The following is a 21,738-nucleotide window of genomic DNA, read 5'->3' on the forward strand; positions in this document are numbered from 1 at the left end:
TTATTAAAACGTTTGAGCTGTCAATGCCGTCACGCTAAACCAAAGTGGCGGCGACGGACAGGCTCAATTGTCAGCAAAAGTCGCGGTTCACGCGGCTTTCGGTTTCGGCGGAAACTTCGGTGCGTGCAGACCCAGCTGCATGCCTTGGCGAACCATGGCCATGATGTCTTCATGGGCCACGTCGAACAGACGCTTGAGGTTCGGCAGGACAAAGTACAGCGGTTGCAGGATGTCGATGCGATACGGCGTGCGCATGGCTTCGAGCGGATCGAACGCCTGATGCTCAGGTTCGTCCGACAGCGAATAAACGGTTTCTTTTGGCGAGGACAGGATGCCGCCACCGTAAATGCGTTTGCCTTGCGGGGTGTCGACCAGGCCGAACTCGATGGTCATCCAGTACAGGCGCGCCAGATAAACACGTTCTTCCTTGGTGGCCTGCAAACCGAGTTTGCCGTAGGTGTGGGTGAATTCGGCGAACCACGGGTTGGTCAGCAGCGGGCAGTGACCAAAGATCTCGTGGAAAATGTCCGGCTCTTGCAGATAGTCCAGTTCTTCGCGGGTGCGAATGAACGTCGCCACAGGAAATTGCTTGCTGGCCAGCAATTCAAAAAAGGTCTGGAAGGGGATCAGTGCTGGCACGCGGGCGACCTGCCAACCGGTGGTCTCGCCGAGCACCTTGTTGATCTCGCCCAGTTGCGGAATGCGGTCGTGGGGCAGACCGAGTTTTTCGATACCGTCCAGGTATTCCTGGCAGGCACGCCCTTCGATCACTTTCAACTGGCGAGTGATCAGCGTGTTCCACACCGCATGTTCTTCGGCGGGGTAGTCGATAAAACCTTGCGCATCGGGCTCGCGGGCCACGTATTGCGTCTGCTTCATACTGCTCTCCTGCTAGGGGAATTCGTTCTTGTTATGTCCAGCGATGGATTCAGAATTACCTGAGAGCGAGTTGATGTGCAGCAGGTTGAATGGCCTGCTCGTGGGAAATTTCTCTTTAATTCGTAAAGTTATCGTTACGCTTTGACCGCCGGTGCGCATTTTCGGTGATTTTCAGGTTTGAAAAGCCTAGTGGCTGTCACATAATCTTGACAACTATCTGCGTGCCACTACAGAAAAGTCTGGTGCGGTCCCCCTGTAGTAGTGAGCCTGCTCGCGATAGCGGTGCATCAGTCAGCATCAATATCAACTGACCCAAAGCCATCGCGAGCAGGCTCACTCCTACAGGTTTCTCATCGTTTATTCGGGCGATTTATATGCGCATCAAAGTCCACTGCCAGAACCGCATCGGCATCCTGCGCGACATTCTCAACCTGCTGGTTGCCTACGGGATCAACGTCGCGCGCGGTGAGGTCGGCGGTGAGCATGGCAACGCGATCTATCTGCATTGCCCGAACCTGATCAACATCCAGTTCCAGGCGTTGCGCCCGAAATTCGAGGCGATCGCCGGAGTGTTTGGCGTCAAGCGGGTTGGGCTGATGCCCAGCGAACGACGGCACATGGAGTTGAACGCGTTGCTCGGTGCGCTGGAGTTTCCGGTGCTGTCGATCGACATGGGTGGCTCGATCGTGGCGGCCAACCGTGCGGCGGCGCAGTTGCTCGGCGTGCGGGTCGATGAAGTGCCGGGTATTCCGCTGTCGCGTTACGCCGAAGATTTCGACTTGCCGGAGTTGGTGCGCGCCAACAAATCGCGAATCAACGGCATGCGGGTCAAGGTCAAGGGCGACATCTTTCTGGCCGACATCGCGCCGCTGCAATCGGAGCACGACGACAGCGAGGCCATGGCCGGTGCGGTGTTGACCTTGCATCGCGCTGACCGCGTTGGCGAGCGTATCTATAACGTGCGCAAGCAGGAGCTGCGTGGCTTCGACAGCATCTTCCAGAGCTCGAAAGTGATGGCCGCCGTGGTGCGTGAAGCGCGGCGTATGGCGCCGCTCGACGCTCCGCTATTAATTGAGGGCGAAACCGGTACCGGCAAGGAATTGCTTGCGCGCGCCTGTCACCTCGCCAGTCCGCGTGGGCAGTCGCCGTTGATGGCGCTCAACTGCGCAGGCCTGCCGGAGTCGATGGCCGAGACTGAGTTGTTCGGTTATGGCCCGGGCGCGTTCGAAGGTGCACGCGCTGAAGGCAAGCTCGGGCTGCTGGAATTGACAGCGGGCGGCACGCTGTTTCTTGACGGTGTCGGTGAGATGAGCCCGCGTCTTCAGGTGAAGTTGCTGCGCTTTTTGCAGGACGGTTGCTTCCGCCGGGTCGGCAGTGATGAAGAGGTTTATCTGGATGTGCGGGTCATCTGTGCGACGCAGGTCGACTTGTCGGAGCTGTGCGCGCGCGGCGAGTTTCGTCAGGATTTGTACCACCGCTTGAACGTGCTCTCGCTGCACATCCCGCCGCTGCGTGAATGCCTCGACGGACTGACGCCGCTGGTCGAGCACTTTCTCGATCAGGCCAGTCGGCAGATCGGTTGCTCGCTGCCGAAACTGGCGCCGGCGGCGATGGATCGCCTCAGTCATTACCATTGGCCGGGCAACGTGCGGCAGTTGGAAAACGTTTTGTTCCAGGCAGTTTCGCTGTGCGATGGCGGCACGGTGAAGGCCGAACATATTCGTCTGCCGGATTATGGCGTGCGTCAGCCGCTTGGCGATTTCTCGCTGGAAGGCGGGTTGGACGAGATTGTCGGGCGATTCGAAAAAGCGGTGCTGGAGCGGTTGTATTCCGAGCATCCGAGCAGTCGGCAGTTGGGTAAGCGTTTGGGGGTTTCGCATACCACCATTGCCAACAAGCTGCGTGAATACGAAGTCGGCAAAGAGTCGGGCAGCACGTGATCGTTCCCACGCAGAGCGTGGGAACGATCATTCGAGGGATTGCCGCCAAGCGGCATAACACCGCCGGTTTTTCGACTTCGATACATTTCAAATTTCCCCTCGCCATCCCCCAAGTCCTTTGTTTGCCGGGCCTTTGTGCGCCAGAAAAAAGTTGGTCTGCAAATTGCTTATGGCTCAGCAGTACAGCGGTGGGCGGCAAACGTCCGGCATGCAGAGGAAAGAGTGTGGACAAGTACCTTTATGTGGCAATGACCGGCGCCAGCCAGAACGCACTGGCGCAGAAGGCTCATGCCAACAACCTGGCGAACATCTCCACCAACGGTTTTCAGCGCGACCTGGAGCAGGCGCGTTCGATGCCGGTGTTCGGTGACAGCTTTCCGGCGCGTGCGTTTGCCATGAGCGAACGGCCCGCCACCGACTTCACCCCGGGCTCGCTGGTGCAGACCGGTCGTGACCTCGACGTCGCCGTCACCGGCAATGGCTGGATCGCCGTGCAGAACCCGAACGGCGGCGAAAGCTACGTGCGCACCGGCAGCCTCAACGTCGACGCCCTCGGCGTATTGCGCGCCGGCAACGGTATGCCGGTGATGGGCAATGGCGGTCCGATCGCCGTGCCGCCCGAGCAGCAGATCGAAGTCGGTGAAGACGGCACCATCAGTATTCGAGCGATGGGCGAAGGCCCGCGCGTCATGGCGGAGGTCGACCGGATCAAGCTGGTCAACCCGGACATCAAGAACATGAACAAGGGCCTCGACGGCTCGATCTATACCAAGGACGGCCAGCCTGCGCCGGCCGATGCCAACGTCAAACTGGTGTCGGGTTTCCTGGAGTCGAGCAACGTCAACGCCGTTGAAGAGATGACCTCGGTGCTGGCCTTGGCCAAGCAGTTCGAGTTGCACGTCAAGATGATGAACACCGCCAAAGACGACGACCAGGCCATGGCTCGGGTCTTGCAGATCAGCTAATTATCAGAACGTCGCGCCGAAAAACAGGCGCACGAGGAGAATCGAATGCTTCCGGCTCTATGGGTTGCCAAAACCGGTCTGTCCGCCCAGGACACCAACCTGACCACCATTTCCAACAACCTGGCGAACGTGTCGACCACGGGTTTCAAACGTGATCGTGCCGAATTCCAGGACTTGCTCTACCAGATCAAGCGTCAGCCGGGCGCTCAGTCGACTCAGGACAGCGAACTGCCGTCGGGTCTGCAACTGGGTACCGGTGTGCGCATTGTCGGCACCCAGAAAAACTTCACCGCCGGCAGCCTGCAAACCACCGAGCAGCCGCTGGACATGGCAATCGACGGTCGCGGTTTCTTCCAGATCCTGCAGCCGGACGGCACCACGTCCTACACCCGTGACGGTACCTTCCACCTCGATTCCAACGGCCAGATCGTCAACGCCAGCGGTTTCGCTCTGGAACCTGCCATCGTTATCCCGAACGACGCCCAGACCTTCACTGTTGGCCGTGACGGTACTGTGTCGGTGACCATCGCCGGTAACCCGGCAGCGCAAGTGATTGGCAACCTGCAAACCGCCGACTTCATCAACCCGGCCGGTCTGCAAGCAGTGGGTAACAACCTGTTCCTGGAAACCGCCGCTTCCGGCGCGCCGCAAGTCGGCACTCCGGGTCTGGCCGGTTTCGGTACCACCCTGCAGAACACCCTGGAAACCTCCAACGTCAGCACTGTTGAAGAAATGGTCAACATGATCACCACTCAGCGCGCGTACGAGATGAACTCCAAGGTGATCTCCACCGCTGACCAGATGCTCTCGTTCGTAACGCAGAATCTGTAATCAAGTCTATGAGGCGGCCATGAGGTCGCCTGCAACACCGTGAGGTAGGGTCATGAATCGCTTTGTATCTGTTCTGGCATTGAGTGGGGTCGTCTCGCTCGCGGGCTGCGTCGCTCCGACGCCCAAGCCCAATGACCCTTACTACGCCCCGGTGTTGCCGCGCACGCCGTTGCCGGCTGCCGCCAATAATGGCTCGATCTATCAGGCCGGCTTCGAGCAGAACCTGTACAGCGACCGCAAGGCTTTCCGGGTCGGTGACATCATCACCATCACCCTGAACGAGCGCACGCAGGCGAGCAAGAACGCCAACTCGCAGATGGACAAGAACAGTGACAACAAGGTCGGTCTGACCTCATTGTTCGGCTCCAGCCTGACCACTAACAATCCGATTGGGGGCAACGACCTGAGTCTGAACGCCGGCTATAGCGCCGACCGTTCGACCAAAGGCGACGCCAAGTCCGGGCAGAGCAACAGCCTGACCGGTTCGATCACCGTGACCGTCGCTGACGTGCTGCCCAACGGCATCATCGCCGTGCGTGGCGAGAAGTGGCTGACGCTGAACACCGGTGACGAACTGGTGCGCATCGCCGGCCTGGTGCGTGCCGATGACATCGCCACGGACAACACTGTGTCGTCGACCCGGGTCGCCGATGCACGCATCACCTACTCGGGTACCGGCGCGTTTGCCGATACGAGTCAGCCAGGCTGGTTCGACCGTTTCTTCCTCAGCCCGCTGTTCCCTTTCTAGGTGGCTACGTTGAATTTCAAGAGCCTCATGCTGGCTGCGGCGCTGATGTCCGCAGCCTTTGGTGCCCACGCCGAGCGGCTGAAAGATATCGCCAGCATTTCCGGCGTGCGTTCCAACCAGTTGATCGGTTACGGCCTGGTGGTCGGGCTTAACGGCACCGGCGACCAGACGACGCAAACCCCGTTCACCCTGCAGACCTTCAACAACATGCTCTCGCAGTTCGGCATCAAGGTGCCGCCGGGATCGGGCAACGTGCAGTTGAAAAACGTCGCGGCGGTGTCGATCAGTGCCGACTTGCCGGCGTTCGCCAAACCCGGTCAGCAGGTCGATATCACCGTGTCCTCGATCGGTAACTCCAAGAGCTTGCGTGGCGGTACGCTGTTGCTGACCCCGCTCAAGGGTATCGACGGCAACGTCTACGCAGTCGCTCAGGGCAACCTGGTGGTCGGCGGCTTCGACGCCGAAGGCCGTGACGGTTCGAAGATCACCGTCAACGTTCCGTCGGCCGGTCGTATCCCCGGCGGTGCCTCTGTGGAGCGTTCGGTGCCGAGCGGTTTCAACCAAGGCAACAGCCTGACGCTGAACCTCAACCGTTCCGACTTCACCACGGCCAAACGCATCGTCGACAAGATCAACGACATGCTTGGCCCTGGCGTTGCGCAAGCCATCGATGGCGGTTCGATCCGTGTCACTGCGCCGCTCGATCCGAGCCAGCGCGTCGACTACCTGTCGATCCTGGAAAACCTCGAAGTCGACCCGGGTCAGGCGGTGGCGAAAGTCATCATCAACTCGCGTACCGGCACCATCGTCATTGGCCAGAACGTGAAAGTGTCGCCAGCCGCCGTGACCCACGGCAGCCTGACCGTGACCATCACCGAAGACCCGATTGTCAGCCAGCCCGGCCCTCTGTCCAATGGCCAGACCGCTGTCGTGCCGCGCTCGCGGGTGAATGCCGAGCAGGAAGCCAAACCGATGTTCAAGTTCGGTCCGGGCACCACCCTCGACGAAATCGTTCGTGCGGTGAACCAGGTCGGCGCGGCGCCGGGTGACTTGATGGCGATCCTCGAAGCCTTGAAGCAGGCCGGCGCGTTGCAAGCCGACCTGATCGTGATCTGAGGCCGACCCTTATGGATATGCGCAAAAGCGGTCTGGTCAGCAGCAGCGATTCGGGTTCCTACTCGGACCTCAATCGCCTGAACCAGCTCAAGGTCGGCGACAAGAACAGCGATGCAAACCTGCGCAAGGTGGCGCAGGAATTCGAATCGCTGTTCCTTGGCGAGATGCTCAAGTCGATGCGCTCGGCGACCAACGCCTTGGGTGAAGACAATCCGCTGAACACGCCGGCGGCCAAGCAGTATCAGGAAATGTACGACCAGCAACTGGCCGTTTCCATGTCCCGCGAGGGCGGTGGTATCGGTCTGGCCGACGTGCTGATGCGCCAGATGTCGAAGAACAAACCGCTGGCGCCGGGCGAGGCCGCTGCCGCGTCCGCCGCCAAGCAGGAAGAAGCCAAGGTGAAAGCTGCTGCCGTGGCTACGCCGATTGCCGCCGGCACCGTTGCCACCAATGGCCCGTTGTCGCGGCTCAATGGCGAGCGACCGCTGTGGGCGTCGCGTTCGGTGAATGCGCCGAACACGCAACTGGCTCATCGCAACGATATGGAACTGATCAATCAGCGTCGCCTGGCTTTGCCACCAAAACTGGCCGATCGTTTGCTCGCCGGGCTGGTGCCGTCAGCCACGCCGGCAGCGGCAACGGCATTGCCGCAGCGTGCGACAACCGCTGCCACCACTGGCGCCGGCCCGCTGTACAACGGCGATTGGCTGGCCCGCGCCGAGGGCGAAAAAGCTTCGGGCGGACAGATGCAGGTCTACGGTCGCGCCATGGCGCAGATTCCACTGGCGCCGGCGAAGAAAGCTTTCAGTTCCGCCGACGAATTCGTCAACACCATGCTGCCGATGGCCAAGGAAGCGGCCGACCGCATCGGCGTCGATCCGCGTTATCTGGTGGCGCAGGCGGCGCTGGAAACCGGTTGGGGCAAGTCGGTCATGCGTGCCCAGGATGGCAGTAGCAGCCACAACCTGTTCGGCATCAAGGCGAGCAGCAACTGGAAGGGCGATTCGGCCCGGGCGATCACCAGCGAGTTTCGCAATGGCGAGATGGTCAAGGAGACGGCCGAGTTCCGTTCCTACGCCTCGTACAAGGACAGCTTCCATGATCTGGTGACTTTGCTGCAGAGCAATAATCGCTATCAAGATGTCGTGAAGTCTGCCGATAACCCAGAACAGTTTGTACGCGAGTTGCAAAAGGCCGGTTACGCCACCGACCCTAACTACGCAAGCAAGATTTCGCAGATTGCCAAGCAGATGAACAGTTTCCAAAACTACGCTGCGGCGGGTGTATCCACCACGCCTTTATAAGGCACAAGGTATAAGGTCTGAACCATGAGTTTGCTCAATATCGGGATGTCGGGACTGTCGGCCAGCCAGTCCTCTTTGGCTACGACAGGCAACAACATTGCCAACGTCGACACCGCCGGTTATTCACGTCAGCAAACCGTGCAGGGCACCAAATCCTCGCAGCAGTTCGGCACCGTGTTCATCGGTACGGGCACGACCCTGGCCGACGTGCGCCGGGTGTACAACTCGTACCTGGAAAGCCAGCTGCACACCGCTACTTCGCTCGACAGCGAATCGGCTGCTTACCTGGCGCAGGCCACACCGCTGGACTCGATGCTGTCGGACACCAACACCGGCCTGACCGGTGTGCTGCAGAAGTTCTTCACCACGATGCAGGGCGTTTCGACGTCGGCGACCGATGACACCTCCCGCCAATCGGTGCTGACCGGTGCGCAGGCGCTGACCAGTCGCTTCAATACCATCGCCAAACAGCTCAACGACCAGAACACCACCATCAACGGCAGCCTTGGCGACATGACGGCCCAGGTGAACAAACTGGCCACCTCGATTGCCAACCTGAACCAGAAAATCGGCGAGATCTCCACCAGTGGCGGTGCGCCGAACGATCTGCTCGACAGCCGCAACGAAGCCGTGCGCCAGCTCTCCGAACTGACGGGTGCACAGGTCGTCGAGCGTGGCACCAGTTTCGACGTTTACATCGGCAGCGGTCAGCCTCTGGTGATCGGCAACACCACCAACACGCTGAGCATGGTCGCGAGCAAAGACGACCCGTCGCGCATGGCCATCCAGATGGATCGCGGTTCGAGCACCATCGACATCACCTCGGCGATGAGCGGCGGTGAAATCGGCGGCCTGTTGACTTACCGCAAAGAAGTCCTCGACCCGTCGCTCAACGAGCTGGGCCGCGTGGCGCTGGTGATCGCTGATCAGGTCAACAGTCAGCAAGCCCAGGGCATCGACAAGAACGGTGACTTCGGCGCGGCCATTTTCAACAACATCAACAGTGCCGCGCTGATCAGTTCGCGCAGCATCGCGCAGTCGGGCAACAGCACCGGTTCGGGTAACCTCGATGTCACCATCAAGGACACCGGCAAGCTGACCACCAGCGATTATCAAGTGACGTTCACCAGCGCCACTGACTACACCGTCAAGCGTTCCGATGGCACCGATATGGGCGCCTTCAGTACCACGACCAATCCGCCGCCTGTGATCGACGGTTTTACCCTTGCTCTCAAGGGTGGTGCGTTGAGCGCCGGTGACAGCTTCAAAGTCACGCCGACCCGCAATGCGGCGGCGAGCATCCAGACAGTGCTCACCGATCCGAAGAAAATCGCTGCGGCCGGTCCGTTGACCGGTGTAGCCAGCGCCAACGGTCTGGGCACTTTCACCCAGCCGACGCTCAACAGCAAAATCGATATCTACAACCCGACTGCCCAGGCTGACATGCAGGCGGCGCTGAAGAACTCGACGCCGGTCAAGCTGGTGTTCGGTGCGGTCACCGGGGGCAGCCAGTCCTACACCTTTGTGGATGCCAAGGGCGGCCTCATCAGCAGCGGCACTATCGTTCCCGGTCAATCGAACACGCTGGACCTGAAAGTCGGCATCGTCGATGCCAGCGGCAACCCGGTGATGGACACCAGTGTTACGCCGAACGTGCAGAAGACATTCTCCGTACAGACCACCGTTGGCGGCACGCCGAAGTCCGGCGAAACCTTCACCATGAATCTCACCGGTGCGGCGTCTTCGGACAACCGCAACGCGCAATCGCTGGTCGCCCTGCAAACGGCGCAGACCGTCGATACCGGTTCGGCGAGCAAGGGCATCAGCCTGACTGACGCCTACAACAAGCTGGTGACCAACGTCGGTACCAAAACCGCCCAAGGCAAGTCCGACAGCGCCGCGACCTCGGCGATTCTGGATAACGCCAAAGGCGCGCGCGATTCGCTGTCCGGGGTCAACTTGGATGAAGAAACCGGCAACCTGGTCAAATATCAGCAGTACTACACAGCGTCTTCGCAGATCATCAAAGCTGCGCAGGAAACTTTCGCCACGCTGATCAACAGCCTTTAAGGAGTCGTAATTCATGCGCATTTCCACCGCCCAGTATTACGGCACGCAAGCGTCGGACTATCAGCGTAACTTCAACAAGGCCGTCGCCACCGCCAGCGAGGCGAGCAGCCTGCAGCGCATCAATACCGCCGCCGATGATCCGATCGGTGCCGGGCGCTTGCTGCAACTGGGCCAGCAGGCCGCGATGCTCGATCAGTACAAGACCAACGTCGACAGCACCAAAAGTGCATTGACCGTGCAGGAATCCACGCTGGACTCGATCACCACCGCGTTGGCCCGCGCCAAGGAACTCGCCCTGGCCGCCAACAATGGCACGGCCACCGACAAGGACCGCCAGGCTTACGCTTCGGAAATGGGCCAGATCCAACAACAAGTGCTGGGTCTGATGAACGCCAAGGATGCCAGCGGCAACTACCTGTTCTCTGGTTCGAAGACTGACACCGCGCCGTATTCGCAGAATGCCGACGGCACCTACAGCTACAACGGTGACCAGACCACGATCAATCTGGGCATCGGCGATGGCATGACGATCGGCACCAACACCACCGGTTGGGCTGCTTTCCAGCAGACCATCAATACCGCGCGTACCAACGTCGCCATGACCGCACCGGCAGTGGATGACGGTCGCGTCGTACTGTCCAACGGCACGATCGGTACCGTAGCCACTTACAACTCCAAGTTCACCGCTGGCCAGCCGTATACCGTCAGCTTCCTCAGCAGCACCCAACTGAAAATCACCGATGCCCTTGGCAACGACGTGACGGCTGAGGCGAGCCAGAACGGTTTGGTCAGCAACAGCAGCGGTGCCAACCAGACGGTCAGCTTCCGTGGCGTCGACATGAAGCTGAACATCAACCTGAAGGCTGGTGATACCAACCCTGACGCGGTCATTGCCGGCCACAGCTTCCAGTTGTCCACCGCGCCTGACTCGTTCACTACCACGCGCAGCCCGGGTAACCCGTCGACCGCCGTGATTACCGGTTCGAGCATCACTGACCAGGCGGCGTACACTGCGGCATTCCCGCAGGGCGGCGCCGTTCTCAAGTTCACCAGCGCCACCGCATTCGATCTGTATGCTGCGCCGGTGACTGCGGACAGCAAACCGGTGTCCTCGGGCACTGTGGCCGGTAGCAACGCCACGGCGGCAGGCGTGACCTTTGCTCTGGGCAGCGCACCGGCAGCGGGTGATCAGTTCTCGATCCGCCCAAACGATCACCAGACCCAGAACGTGCTCGACACCCTCGGTCAGATGATTACTGCTCTGAATACACCGATCGATGGTGATCCGGTGGCCAAGCAGAAATTCCAGGGCGCCATGGAGGCGGGCCTCGGCAACATCGACGCGGCCAACAATCAGATCGGCACCGCGGTGACCGAGATTGGTGCCCGTGGTCAGGCGCTGGAAATGCAAGCCACCACCAATGACAGTCTGAGCACCGCGAATACCACCACGCAAGGTTCCATTCGCGATTCGGATCCGGCTGAAGTGATGACGCGACTGACCCTGCAGCAGACCATGCTGCAAGCTTCGCAGCTTGCGTTCAGCAAGATCAGCCAGTTGGGTCTGTTCAACAAGATCTGATCCTCAACGGGCGCGTAAGCGCCCGTTTACCCTGCCACTCAGTCATGTTTTTTAGCGGTATCAAGGGCTCGCTTTTCCGAGCGGGCTCGTATCGCCTGTGAGCCCGCCGTGAATTCACTCCCTCTTGTCAGTCTTGTCATTCCCGCCTTCAATCCGCGCTTTTTCGAGCGGACGCTGAACAGCGCTGTCAGCCAGAATTACGCCAATCTTGAAATCATCGTGTGCGATGACAATCGTGGCGACGAGATTGAAGACATCGTTATGCGGGTGACGGAGCAGACCGGCTTTGCCGTGCGTTACGTGCGCAACCCTCGAACGCTGGGGCTGGTCGGTAACCTGAAGGCCTGCCTTGAGCAAGCCCGGGGCGAGTTCATCAAATTCCTGTGTGATGATGACCTGCTGTATTCGGCCTGTATCGAACAGCAAGCCCACGAGCTGCGGCGTGACGAAGTCAGTCTGGTGGTAGCGCAACGGTTGTTGTGGGATGCCAACGACATCATCCTGCCCGCACGTCTGGAAAACAGCTCATTGTCGCCGGCCAGTGGTTTGCTCAAAGGCGACGATGTACTGAGCATCTTTGAAAAATTCCCGGTCAACGTACTGGGTGGATTCAGTAGTGCGCTGTTTCGCCGTAGCGACGTTGTGGAGCTTTTGCCAGCCTTGACCGAGGAGGGGGCCTGCTTCGTTGCGACGCTGGATTTTGCCTTGTACGTCTGTCTGTTGCGGCGCGGCAATCTGGTGGTCTCCAACAACGTACTGAGTGCCGAGCGTCTCTACCCCGAGCGTCTGAGCGCGCAGCAACCGATGAAAGACGCGGCCGAGATCGAGCGCGAGTGGATCTCGCAAATGCTCAAGGTCCGCAGCGGCGAGTCGGCGCCGGCGCCGGGCTGGGTTCGTTATGTGCCGTTGACCAAGGCCGATGAGTCGCCTCGGGTCTGGCAGGAGCTGCCGCTGAGCCGTACCCTCGGCACCAAGCAGAGCCGTCAGGAGCTGGGGGTCGGAGTCGACAGCTTCAGTTTTGGCGAACTCTATGCACAATGGCTGGCGGTTCGGGTGTTGACCGAGGCGCAGCGCCAATGGCTGCCGGAAACCCTCGCTGGCTGGCCGCACCGACCGCGCATCGTGCCGATCATCATTGATGCCCAAGGCAGTCGCGATGGCCTGGAGCGCACCCTTGAGGCACTCGCCGCTCAGGATTACCCGCCGGAGCTGGTTCTGGTTCTGTCCACGGCTTGCAGCGAGGCGAAGCTGGACGATCGGGTGTTCCACATGCCGTTGCAGGGTGACGGCCTGGAGCAGATCAACGCTCTGCTGCCGCAACTGGAAGGCGCCGACTGGTTTTATCTGTTGCAGCCAGGTGACTGCCCGGTGGCGCCAGCATTGTTGGTGATGGCCGATCGCATTGCGCACGCAAGCTCATTGACATGCCTGTACAGCGACGAAGGCAGTCTGCGCGATGGTGAGTCGGCCGAGCCTGCGTTCAAGCCGGATTTCAACCTCGACCTCATGCGCAGCTACCCTTACGTCGGGCGAGCGCTGGCGTTCCAGCGCGAACGGTTCCTGGCGCTTGGTGGTTTTACCTCGACGTTCGCCGAACTCGCGCCCCACGATGTGCTTTGGCGCATGGTTGAAAGCGATGGCCTGCAAGTGGTCGGGCACATTGCTGAAGTGTTGCTGGAGTCGAAATTCGATCTGTCGCAATGGCTCACTGATCCTGGCGTTGCGCAGCAAAGTCCGCGAATCCTCGAAGCGCATCTGCAACGCCTTGGCATCGCTCACGACATTCGCGACCGTAACGGCGGGCTGCTCAATCGTGTCGACTATCACCATGCCCGGCGCCCATTGGTGTCGGTGGTCATTGTCACGCAGGACCAGACGGCTGCCTTGCAACGCTGCGTCGAGACATTGCTGGAAAAGACCGACTACACCGAGTACGAATTGCTCTTGGTCGATAACGGCAGCGAAAGCGCTGAAGCGTTGGCTTGGCTGGACGGTATGGCGCAACTGGGCAGCGAGCGGATTCGCGTGCTGAGCTACCCGCAAAAGGGTAACGCGGCAGCGGTGCACAACTATGCCGTCAGCCAGGCGCGCGGTGAGTATGTGTTGATGCTCAACGCCTTTGCGGTGATCACCCGGAACGACTGGCTCGACGAACTGCTCAATCATGCGCAACGCCCGGAAGTCGGGGTGGTTGGCGCCAAGCTGTTCAATCCGGACGGCGGCGTGCTGCACGCCGGCCTGATTCTTGGCTTGAACGGGCCGGTCGGGTTGCCGTTCTATGGCCAGCCGATGCAGTCGGAAGGGTACATGCATCGCCTGCAGGCGGTGCATGACCTGAGTGCCGTCGGCAGTGATTGCCTGATGATTCGCAAGTCGGTGTTCGAAGCTGCCGGCGGGCTGGACGAGCAGGACCTCAAACAAACGCTCAATGTCGTGGACCTGTGTCTGCGCGTTGGCCGCGACGGTTATCTGGTGGTGTTGAACCCTAATGCGATCCTGGCTGTGGGTGCGCGGCCAAATGCGATGGCGACACCGGAGGAAGAAGCGCAGCACGCCGAGGAGAGGGACACGTTTTACCAGCGCTGGCTGCCGCTGGTGGCGCGCGATCCGGCCTACAACGTCAACCTGACGTTGCAGGGCGTGGGCGCCACCAACTTCAGTCTGGAGCCGGGACTGCGCACGGGGTGGAGTGCATTCTCCAAGGCGCAGTTGCCCAATCTGCTGGTGGTGCCGATCAACGCTTCGGCCATCGGCCATTACCGCATGAGCCAGCCGATGATCGAGCTGGAAGCGGCCAATAGGGCGGAAGGGCGTATTTGCTACGGCTTGCCGTCGATCATCGATATCGAACGTCAGTCGCCTGATGTGATCGTTCTGCAAGGGCGCTACTCGGAGCACGCCATCGATGAAATCCCACCGCTGAAAAAGTACTTCAACGCTCGACGGATCTTCGAACTCGACGACTACGTCATTGATGTTCCCCACCGCAATGCGCACATACGCAACATGCCGAGCAAGCAGGACATGGAGCGCATGGTGCGCCGCGCGATCGGGCTGTGTGATCGTGCGGTCGTATCCACCGCACCACTGGCCAACGTGCTGTCGGACATGCACCACGACATTCGTGTCGTCCCTAACATGTTGGCCAAGGACTTGTGGGGCCACCTGCGCAGCCAGCGTCGGACCTCGAAGAAACCGCGGGTCGGCTGGGGCGGCGGCACCAGTCACCACGGTGATCTGGCGGTGATCGCCGAGGTTGTTCGTGAACTGGCCAATGAAGTCGACTGGGTGTTTTTCGGCATGTGCCCGGATGATCTGCGGCCGTACATGCATGAGTTCCATGGCGTCATCGGCCTGGACGTGTACCCGGCGAAACTGGCCAGCCTCAACCTCGATCTCGCGTTGGCGCCGCTGGAGTTCCATATCTTCAACGACTGCAAGAGCAACTTGCGGCTGCTGGAATACGGCGCCTGCGGTTACCCGGTGATCTGCACGGATACCGAGGCCTATCGCGGTTATTTGCCGTGCACGCGGATCAAGACCAACAGCACGGATGAATGGCTGCAAGCGATCCGTATGCACCTGGCCGATCCTGATGCCAGTTATCGCATGGGTGATGAATTGCGTGAGGTGGTGTTGCGCGATTACGTGTTGCGCGGCGATAACTTGCGCTACTGGGAATACGGCTGGCTGGCGGATTGATCGAGCGGGGCTTGGCGGCCTTTGGGCCGACCAGGCTCTTGGGGTTTTGGGGGTGTATCCGTTGCTGCGGGGGGTGCTGATTAGGGTTCCGCCCTTACGGCGGGTCACTTTTTCCAGACGCCGAAAAAGTAACCAAAAAGGCTTGCTCCTACGTGCGGCCCACTCGCTAAAGCTCGGGGTCCCTTCGCTCCGGGATCGATCCGGGGGGCATCGCCTACGGTTTGCTTCGCTGCACCTCCTCTCGATGTGTTTGGCTTCGCCAAACGGTCGCTGCGCTCCCACCCCCGGATCAATCCCTCCGCTCAGCCTTCCGACGTCGCTCGTGGATCAAGATCAAGAGCTGCAGCCGAGCTAACGCTCATCCTGTTGAGTGGTGAGGAGCGGGGCGTGGTCGGCTTTGGATTTGTGGTGGGTTTTCCCCTCACCCCAGCCCTCTCCCGAGGGAGAGGGAGAGGGAGCCGATTTGTGGGCTTTTCAAGGTTTGAGTTCGACTCGGTATCGCACGTCGGCGTACTTCTCGCAATTTCCTCGGTCAGTCCCCTCTCCCTCTGGAAGGGAGAGGTGCCGATTTGTGTGCTTTTCAAAACCTGAGTTCGACTCGGTATCGCACGTCGGCGTAGCTCTCCCAAACACCTCGGTCAGTCACCTCTCCCTCTGGAAGGGAGAGGTGCCGATTTGTGTGCTTTTCAAAACCTGAGTTCGACTCGGTATCGCACGTCGGCGTACTTCTCGCAATTTCCTCGGTCAGTCCCCTCTCCCTCTGGAGGGGAGAGGGGCCGATTTGTGTGCTTTTCAAAACCTGAGTTCGACTCGGTATTTCACGTCGGCGTAGCTCTCCCAAACACCTCGGTCAGTCCCCTCTCCCTTTGGGAGAGGGTTAGGGTGAGGGGGCTTGTGGAGCTGGCGCGTTTCCTGCAAGTCCCCTGTAAATCGCCATAAAACGAGCGCTCGCGGTCACTCCAGCGGCGCCCGGAGCGGCAAAAGGTTTAGCCAGACGGCCCGCAAAGCTCAAGAAAGCCATGCGCAGCCCGGTGAAGAACAAGAGGGGAGACGATGAAGGCAGTTATTTTGGCGGGTGGCCTCGGCACGCGCATCAGTGAAGAGTCGCACCTCAAGCCCAAGCCAATGATCGAGATCGGCGGCAAGCCAATTCTCTGGCACATCATGAAGCAGTATTCCGCCCATGGAATTCACGACTTCGTGATCTGCCTCGGCTACAAGGGCTATGCGATCAAGGACTTCTTCGCCAACTACTTCCTGCACACCTCTGACGTCACCTTCAACATGCGTGAAAACCGCATGGACGTGCACCAGAATTACAGCGAGCCGTGGAGCGTCACGCTCATCGACACCGGCGAAGAAACCATGACCGGTGGCCGTCTGCTGCGTGCCGGCCGTTACCTCAAGGATGAAGAGGCGTTCTGCTTCACCTATGGCGACGGCGTTTCTGATATCAACATTGCGCAACTCGTCGATTTCCATAAAGGCCACGGCCGTCTCGCGACCGTCACTGCCGTGCAACCGCCGGGCCGCTACGGCGCGCTTGAGCGTCAGGGCGATCAAGTGCTGGGCTTCACCGAAAAGCCTCGCGGTGACGGTGGCTGGATCAATGGCGGCTTCTTCGTGCTCTCGCCGAAAGTGCTGCCATACATCGCCGATGACGCCACCACTTGGGAAGCCGAACCGCTGGCGCGTCTGGCCGCTGACGAACAGTTGAAAGCCTTCGAGCACGAAGGCTTCTGGCATCCGATGGACACCCTGCGCGACAAGAACCATCTCGAAGCGTTGTGGCAGAGCGGGGAGGCCCCATGGAAGCAATGGGCCTGAGTGCGGATTTCTGGCGCGGCAAACGCGTCCTCGTCACCGGACACACCGGTTTCAAAGGCAGCTGGCTGACCCTGTGGCTGCAAAGCCTCGGCGCGCAAGTCAGCGGCTTTTCCCTGGATCCGTCGACTGAGCCGAGCTTGTTCGAACTGGCGCGGGTGCATGAGGGCATCAACGATCAGCGCGGTGATCTGCGGGATCTCGGTGCCTTGCTGGAAATCATCGCCGACACCGAGCCTGAGATCGTTCTGCACCTGGCTGCTCAGCCATTGGTGCGCGAAGGCTATCGCGATCCGCTCGGCACGTACTCCAGTAACGTCATGGGCACGCTGAACCTGCTCGAAGCGATTCGTCAGGTCGGCTGCGTGCGCGCCTGTGTGCTGGTGACCACCGACAAGGTCTACGCCAACAAGGAATGGCTGTGGCCGTACCGCGAAGACGAAGCCCTCGGTGGCCACGATCCTTACAGCAGCAGCAAGGCTTGCTGTGAATTGCTCGCACAGTCTTATGCCGCGTCGTTTTTCCCGGCGGACAAGTACGCCGAGCACGGTCTGGCCCTGGCCACCGCGCGCGCTGGCAACGTCCTGGGCGGCGGCGATTTTGCCCCTGAGCGCCTGATTCCTGACGTGCTCAAAGCGTGGAGCGCCGACGAACCGGTGACCCTGCGTTATCCGCAAGCCGTGCGCCCGTGGCAGCACGCGTTGGAGCCGCTGGCCGGTTACCTGCAACTGGCCGCAGGTCTCTACGAACAAGGCCCGGAATACGCCGGGGCGTGGAACTTCGGCCCGGGTGAAGCGGACATGTGCAGTGTCGGCGAAGTGGTCGAATTGCTCGCCAGCCGCTGGCCGCAGGCGTGCGGTTTGCGCATCGAAAAAAGCGAACTGCACGAGGCCGGCCTGCTGCGTCTGGACAGCAGCCGCGCACGCCAAGTACTTGGCTGGCATCCGCGCTGGACCTTGCAACAATGTCTGGCCCAGACCCTCGACTGGCATCTGGCGTGGCAGAACGGCGATGACATGCGCAACGTCACTCTCGGCCAACTGAACCTTTACCGAGGCGCGTTGTGAGCGAATTCTCCCTGAAGGCATTGCCGCTGGCCGGACTGTTCAGCGTCCAGCACAAACGCTTCGAAGATCAGCGCGGGCACTTTGCCCGGCTGTTCTGCGAAGGCAGCCTGAGTGCGTTCGGCAGTGAGTTCCATATCCGTCAGATCAACCATTCCTGCACCCGTGAAAAGGGCAGTGTGCGTGGTCTGCATTATCAGAATGCCAATGCCCCGGAAGCCAAACTGATCACTTGCCTGCGCGGTGAAGTGTGGGACGTGGCGGTGGATCTGCGCCCAGACTCCGAGACCTTTCTGCACTGGCACGCCGAGCATCTGAAGGCTGGCGACGGCCGCAGCCTGTTGATTCCGGCCGGGTTCGCCCACGGTTTCCAGACCCTCACCGAAGACGCCGAATTGCTTTACCTGCACAGCGCCGATTACGCGCCGGAGCACGAGGCCGGGCTGTCGGTGAATGATCCACGGCTGGCGATTGCCTGGCCGTTGCCTGTCAATAATTTGTCAGCGCGTGACTCCAGCCATCCCGCGCTCGATCAACACTTTGCTGGAGTGCGTCTATGAACTGCCGTGGGTGCGCCGCACCGCTGAGCCTGCCGCTGATCGACCTCGGCACCTCGCCACCGTCCAACGCCTACGTCCACGCTGATCGCCTGGAGCAGGCCGAGCAATGGGTGCCGTTGAAGGTCGCGGTGTGTCAGCAATGCTGGCTGGTGCAGACCGAGGATTACACCAGCGCCGATAGCCTGTTCGACGCCGAGTACGCCTACTTCAGTTCGTTCTCCAGCACCTGGCTGGCCCATGCCGAGCGCTATGTCGCCGAGATGGTCGAGCGTTTCGGCCTGACCGCCGACAGCCGTGTGGTTGAAGTCGCCGCCAACGACGGTTACCTGCTGCAATACGTCGCCGCTCGCGGCATTGCCTGCCTGGGCGTTGAACCGACGCGCAGCACTGCACAAGCGGCACGCGAAAAAGGCCTGGAGATCCGTGAGCTGTTCTTCGGTCGCGACACCGCTGCGCAACTGAAAAGCGAAGGTTGGGGCGCTGACCTGATGGCGGCCAACAACGTGCTCGCCCATGTGCCGGACATCAACGATTTCCTTGTAGGCTTCGCGACGCTGCTCAAGCCGACCGGCGTCGCCACCTTCGAATTCCCGCAACTGCTGACGCTGATGGCTGGCGCGCAGTTCGACACGCTGTATCACGAACACTATTCCTACCTGTCGCTGACCGCCGTGCAGACCCTGTGCGAGCGCAATGGTCTGGAAGTCTTCGACGTCAGCCAACTGACCACCCACGGCGGTTCGCTGCGCGTGTTCGTCCAGCGCAAGGACGGCCAGCGCCGCCCGGTTCAGCCAGCGGTGCAACAACAGTTGCAGGCCGAGCTGGAGGCCGGGGTGAAAACCGCCGAGTACTACACAACCCTCGCGCCTGCCGCTGAACGCATCAAGCATGACTTGCTGCGCTTTCTGTTGCAGGCCAAGGCCGACGGCAAGCGGGTAGTCGGTTACGGCGCGGCGGCCAAGGGCAACACCTTGCTCAACTACGCCGGGGTCAAACCGGACCTGCTCGCCTGGGTGGCTGATGCCAACCCGCACAAGCAGGGCAAATTCCTGCCGGGCAGTCGCATTCCGATCGTTGCGCCCGCGCAGATCGACATCGAAAAACCGGACTACGTGCTGGTGCTGCCGTGGAACCTGCTGCACGAAGTCAGTCAGCAACTGGCGCAAGTGCGTCAGTGGGACGGCCGCTTTGTGATCGCCGTGCCCGAGTTGAAAGTGCTGTGAAGGTACTGGTTACCGGCGCTACCGGTTTTGTCGGCCGCCATCTGGTTGCGGCGTTGCTGGCCCGTGGCTGTGACGTCCGGGCGGTGGCGCGCAACGCAGAAACCGCGCAAGGCATGCCGTGGATCAACGACGTCGAGTTTGTGAGCGCGGATATTCACGCCGCCGATCTCGATGTCGCTGCGTTGACCGCAGGTGTCGATGCACTGGCGCATCTGGCCTGGCCGGGTTTGCCGAACTATCGGGCGCTGTTTCATTTCGAGCACAACCTGATGGCCGATTACCGCTTTATCAAAAGCGCGGTCGAGGCGGGCGTGCAGCAGGTGCTGGTCACCGGCACCTGTTTCGAATACGGCATGCAAAGCGGCCCGCTCAGCGAAAGCTCCGCGCCGCAGCCGAGCAACCCTTACGGTCTGGCCAAGCACACGCTGCACCTGTTTTTGCAAAACCTGCAGCAGGAACTGCCGTTCACGTTGCAGTGGGCGCGCTTGTTCTATCTGCATGGCGAAGGGCAGAACCCCAACAGCCTGTTGGCGGCACTGGACCGGGCGATCGATACCGGTGAGCCGTCGTTCAACATGTCGGCCGGCGAGCAGTTGCGTGATTTTCTGCCGATTGAAAACGCTGCGGGTTACCTCGCCGCGATCCTGCAACGACACGACTTCGACGGCGTGATCAATTGCGCCAGCGGCCAACCGGTGTCGGTGCGTTCATTGGTTGAACAACGCCTGTGCGAACGTGGCGCGACACTGAATCTGAACCTCGGCCACTACCCGTATCCGACCCACGAGCCCTTAGCGTTCTGGGCGGTGACCGAGCGCTTGCAACAGTTATTGGGAGAGCCGCAATGAGGCACGAGTTGTACCGGGTCACCGACCTGCCGGTGCTGCAGAACCGCACCTTTGCCGATCCCGCGTCGGCGCAGGCCTCGGCCAGTGCCGACATGCTGTTGGTGCAGGACGAGCGCAGCGGTCTGATCTTCAACGCGGCGTTCGACGCCGACAAGCTCAGCTACGACGCCGATTACCAGAACGAGCAGGCGCATTCCGGCCAGTTCCAGAAGCACTTGAGTGACGTCGAAGGCATCATCGCCAAGCACTTCAAGGGCCAGGAGCTGATCGAAGTCGGCTGTGGCAAAGGCTATTTCCTGGAATTGCTCAAGGGCCTCGGCTATTCGATCACCGGCATTGATCCGGCGTACGAAGGCGAGAATGCCGACGTGATCAAGGCACCTTTCACTCGGGGCCTGGGTCTGGCTGCGGACGCCATCGTCCTGCGCCATGTGCTGGAGCACATTCAGGATCCGGTCAGTTTCCTCGTGGAAATCGCCAATGCCAATCAGGGCGGGCAGATCTACATCGAAGTGCCGTGCTTTGACTGGATCCTCGAGCACAAAGCCTGGTTCGACCTGTTCTACGAGCACGTCAATTATTTCCGTCTCGATGACCTGCGCCGGATGTTCGGCACCGTGCACGAGGCCGGTCACCTGTTCGGTGGCCAATACCTGTACATCGTCGCCGACCTGTCGACCTTGCGCCTGACTCCGGATCAACCGGTGCCGCGCCTGGCCCTGCCTGACGGCTTCACCGCCAGCCTCGATCGCGCCGTGCAGATCATTCAGTCCGCCCCCGAGCAGGGTTCGGCGATCTGGGGCGCTTCGTCCAAAGGCGTGATCTATTCGCTGTTCCTGCAACGTGCCGGTGTGGCGGTGGATCGTGTGGTGGATATCAACCCGGCCAAACAGGGGCGTTATCTGCCGTTGAGCGGCGCGCGGGTGTCCTCGCCGCAAGAGGCCATGGACGCGCTGCCCGAGGGCGCCAACCTGTTTGTGATGAATTCCAATTACCTCGAAGAGATCAAGCGGATGACCGGTGGACGCTACGTCTATCACGCCGTCGACAGCGCTTCGTTTCAGTGACCCTTGAGATTATTA

16 protein-coding genes are annotated in these 21,738 nt (G+C 60.6%); 15 read left to right on the forward strand and 1 reads right to left on the reverse strand.

Features of this window, described 5'->3' with window-relative positions; genetic code table 11:
* Positions 1 to 87: 87 nt before the first annotated feature.
* Complete coding sequence (gene phhA / locus ACOYXH_RS04215; RefSeq protein ID WP_007965510.1) at positions 88 to 879, reverse strand: phenylalanine 4-monooxygenase; 792 nt, start codon at positions 877 to 879, stop codon at positions 88 to 90.
* Positions 880 to 1,253: 374 nt separating this feature from the next.
* On the opposite strand from phhA, the gene ACOYXH_RS04220 reads away from it, so the two are divergent.
* The 15 genes from ACOYXH_RS04220 (at position 1,254) to ACOYXH_RS04290 (ending at position 21,723) form a co-directional block, all read left to right on the forward strand.
* On the forward strand, positions 1,254 to 2,819 hold the full coding sequence (locus tag ACOYXH_RS04220; protein ID WP_095050155.1) for a sigma-54-dependent transcriptional regulator: 1,566 nt from the start codon (positions 1,254 to 1,256) through the stop codon (positions 2,817 to 2,819).
* Positions 2,820 to 3,043: 224 nt separating this feature from the next.
* Positions 3,044 to 3,784, forward strand: coding sequence for a flagellar basal body rod protein FlgF (locus tag ACOYXH_RS04225; protein WP_093439577.1), 741 nt, complete (start codon positions 3,044 to 3,046; stop codon positions 3,782 to 3,784).
* A gap of 45 nt (positions 3,785 to 3,829) precedes the next feature.
* A complete protein-coding gene (gene flgG / locus ACOYXH_RS04230; RefSeq protein WP_095050156.1) occupies positions 3,830 to 4,615 on the forward strand; it encodes a flagellar basal-body rod protein FlgG in 786 nt (261 codons plus the stop codon).
* A gap of 52 nt (positions 4,616 to 4,667) precedes the next feature.
* The gene (gene flgH / locus ACOYXH_RS04235; RefSeq protein ID WP_038363773.1) at positions 4,668 to 5,363 is read left to right on the forward strand and encodes a flagellar basal body L-ring protein FlgH; all 696 of its coding nucleotides are present in this window, start codon (positions 4,668 to 4,670) and stop codon (positions 5,361 to 5,363) included.
* A 27-nt stretch (positions 5,364 to 5,390) separates the two neighbouring features.
* The gene (locus ACOYXH_RS04240) at positions 5,391 to 6,479 is read left to right on the forward strand and encodes a flagellar basal body P-ring protein FlgI (RefSeq protein WP_176091703.1); all 1,089 of its coding nucleotides are present in this window, start codon (positions 5,391 to 5,393) and stop codon (positions 6,477 to 6,479) included.
* 11 nt (positions 6,480 to 6,490) lie between these two features.
* Complete coding sequence (gene flgJ, locus ACOYXH_RS04245) at positions 6,491 to 7,783, forward strand: flagellar assembly peptidoglycan hydrolase FlgJ (protein WP_460410278.1); 1,293 nt, start codon at positions 6,491 to 6,493, stop codon at positions 7,781 to 7,783.
* Between the two features lie 24 nt (positions 7,784 to 7,807).
* Positions 7,808 to 9,853: a flagellar hook-associated protein FlgK gene (gene flgK, locus ACOYXH_RS04250; RefSeq protein WP_095050158.1), complete on the forward strand. Its 2,046-nt coding sequence runs from the start codon at positions 7,808 to 7,810 to the stop codon at positions 9,851 to 9,853.
* 13 nt (positions 9,854 to 9,866) lie between these two features.
* A complete protein-coding gene (locus ACOYXH_RS04255) occupies positions 9,867 to 11,435 on the forward strand; it encodes a flagellar hook-associated protein 3 (protein WP_095050159.1) in 1,569 nt (522 codons plus the stop codon).
* Between the two features lie 108 nt (positions 11,436 to 11,543).
* On the forward strand, positions 11,544 to 15,137 hold the full coding sequence (locus ACOYXH_RS04260) for a glycosyltransferase (protein WP_460410279.1): 3,594 nt from the start codon (positions 11,544 to 11,546) through the stop codon (positions 15,135 to 15,137).
* A gap of 1,053 nt (positions 15,138 to 16,190) precedes the next feature.
* Entirely contained in the window at positions 16,191 to 16,964 is a 774-nt protein-coding gene (rfbF, locus tag ACOYXH_RS04265) for a glucose-1-phosphate cytidylyltransferase (protein ID WP_093439605.1), read from the forward strand.
* Positions 16,946 to 18,028, forward strand: coding sequence for a CDP-glucose 4,6-dehydratase (rfbG, locus tag ACOYXH_RS04270; protein WP_095050161.1), 1,083 nt, complete (start codon positions 16,946 to 16,948; stop codon positions 18,026 to 18,028). The genes rfbF and rfbG overlap by 19 nt, the downstream gene beginning before the upstream one ends.
* Positions 18,025 to 18,585 (forward strand): dTDP-4-dehydrorhamnose 3,5-epimerase, encoded by a 561-nt coding sequence (gene rfbC, locus ACOYXH_RS04275; RefSeq protein WP_095050162.1) that lies wholly within the window; start codon positions 18,025 to 18,027, stop codon positions 18,583 to 18,585. The genes rfbG and rfbC overlap by 4 nt, the downstream gene beginning before the upstream one ends.
* Entirely contained in the window at positions 18,582 to 19,808 is a 1,227-nt protein-coding gene (locus ACOYXH_RS04280) for a class I SAM-dependent methyltransferase (RefSeq protein ID WP_320414040.1), read from the forward strand. The genes rfbC and ACOYXH_RS04280 overlap by 4 nt, the downstream gene beginning before the upstream one ends.
* Positions 19,805 to 20,656, forward strand: a complete 852-nt coding sequence (locus tag ACOYXH_RS04285) for an NAD-dependent epimerase/dehydratase family protein (protein ID WP_095050164.1) — start codon at positions 19,805 to 19,807, stop codon at positions 20,654 to 20,656. The genes ACOYXH_RS04280 and ACOYXH_RS04285 overlap by 4 nt, the downstream gene beginning before the upstream one ends.
* Positions 20,653 to 21,723 carry a class I SAM-dependent methyltransferase gene (locus tag ACOYXH_RS04290; RefSeq protein WP_095050165.1) on the forward strand — a complete coding sequence of 357 codons (1,071 nt, stop codon included), beginning with the start codon at positions 20,653 to 20,655 and terminating at the stop codon, positions 21,721 to 21,723. Before ACOYXH_RS04285 ends, ACOYXH_RS04290 begins: the two co-directional genes overlap by 4 nt.
* Positions 21,724 to 21,738 lie beyond the last annotated feature (15 nt).

The organism is Pseudomonas sp. Mb7 (assembly GCF_054790525.1).

Coding starts and splice junctions, on each gene's coding strand:
- phhA (WP_007965510.1), bottom strand. CDS start 879: ATGAAGCAGACGCAATACGTGGCCCGCGAGCCCGATGCGCAAGGTTTT.
- ACOYXH_RS04220 (WP_095050155.1), top strand. CDS start 1,254: ATGCGCATCAAAGTCCACTGCCAGAACCGCATCGGCATCCTGCGCGAC.
- flgG (WP_095050156.1), top strand. CDS start 3,830: ATGCTTCCGGCTCTATGGGTTGCCAAAACCGGTCTGTCCGCCCAGGAC.
- flgH (WP_038363773.1), top strand. CDS start 4,668: ATGAATCGCTTTGTATCTGTTCTGGCATTGAGTGGGGTCGTCTCGCTC.
- ACOYXH_RS04240 (WP_176091703.1), top strand. CDS start 5,391: ATGCTGGCTGCGGCGCTGATGTCCGCAGCCTTTGGTGCCCACGCCGAG.
- flgJ (WP_460410278.1), top strand. CDS start 6,491: ATGGATATGCGCAAAAGCGGTCTGGTCAGCAGCAGCGATTCGGGTTCC.
- flgK (WP_095050158.1), top strand. CDS start 7,808: ATGAGTTTGCTCAATATCGGGATGTCGGGACTGTCGGCCAGCCAGTCC.
- ACOYXH_RS04255 (WP_095050159.1), top strand. CDS start 9,867: ATGCGCATTTCCACCGCCCAGTATTACGGCACGCAAGCGTCGGACTAT.
- rfbF (WP_093439605.1), top strand. CDS start 16,191: ATGAAGGCAGTTATTTTGGCGGGTGGCCTCGGCACGCGCATCAGTGAA.
- rfbG (WP_095050161.1), top strand. CDS start 16,946: ATGGAAGCAATGGGCCTGAGTGCGGATTTCTGGCGCGGCAAACGCGTC.
- ACOYXH_RS04280 (WP_320414040.1), top strand. CDS start 18,582: ATGAACTGCCGTGGGTGCGCCGCACCGCTGAGCCTGCCGCTGATCGAC.
- ACOYXH_RS04290 (WP_095050165.1), top strand. CDS start 20,653: ATGAGGCACGAGTTGTACCGGGTCACCGACCTGCCGGTGCTGCAGAAC.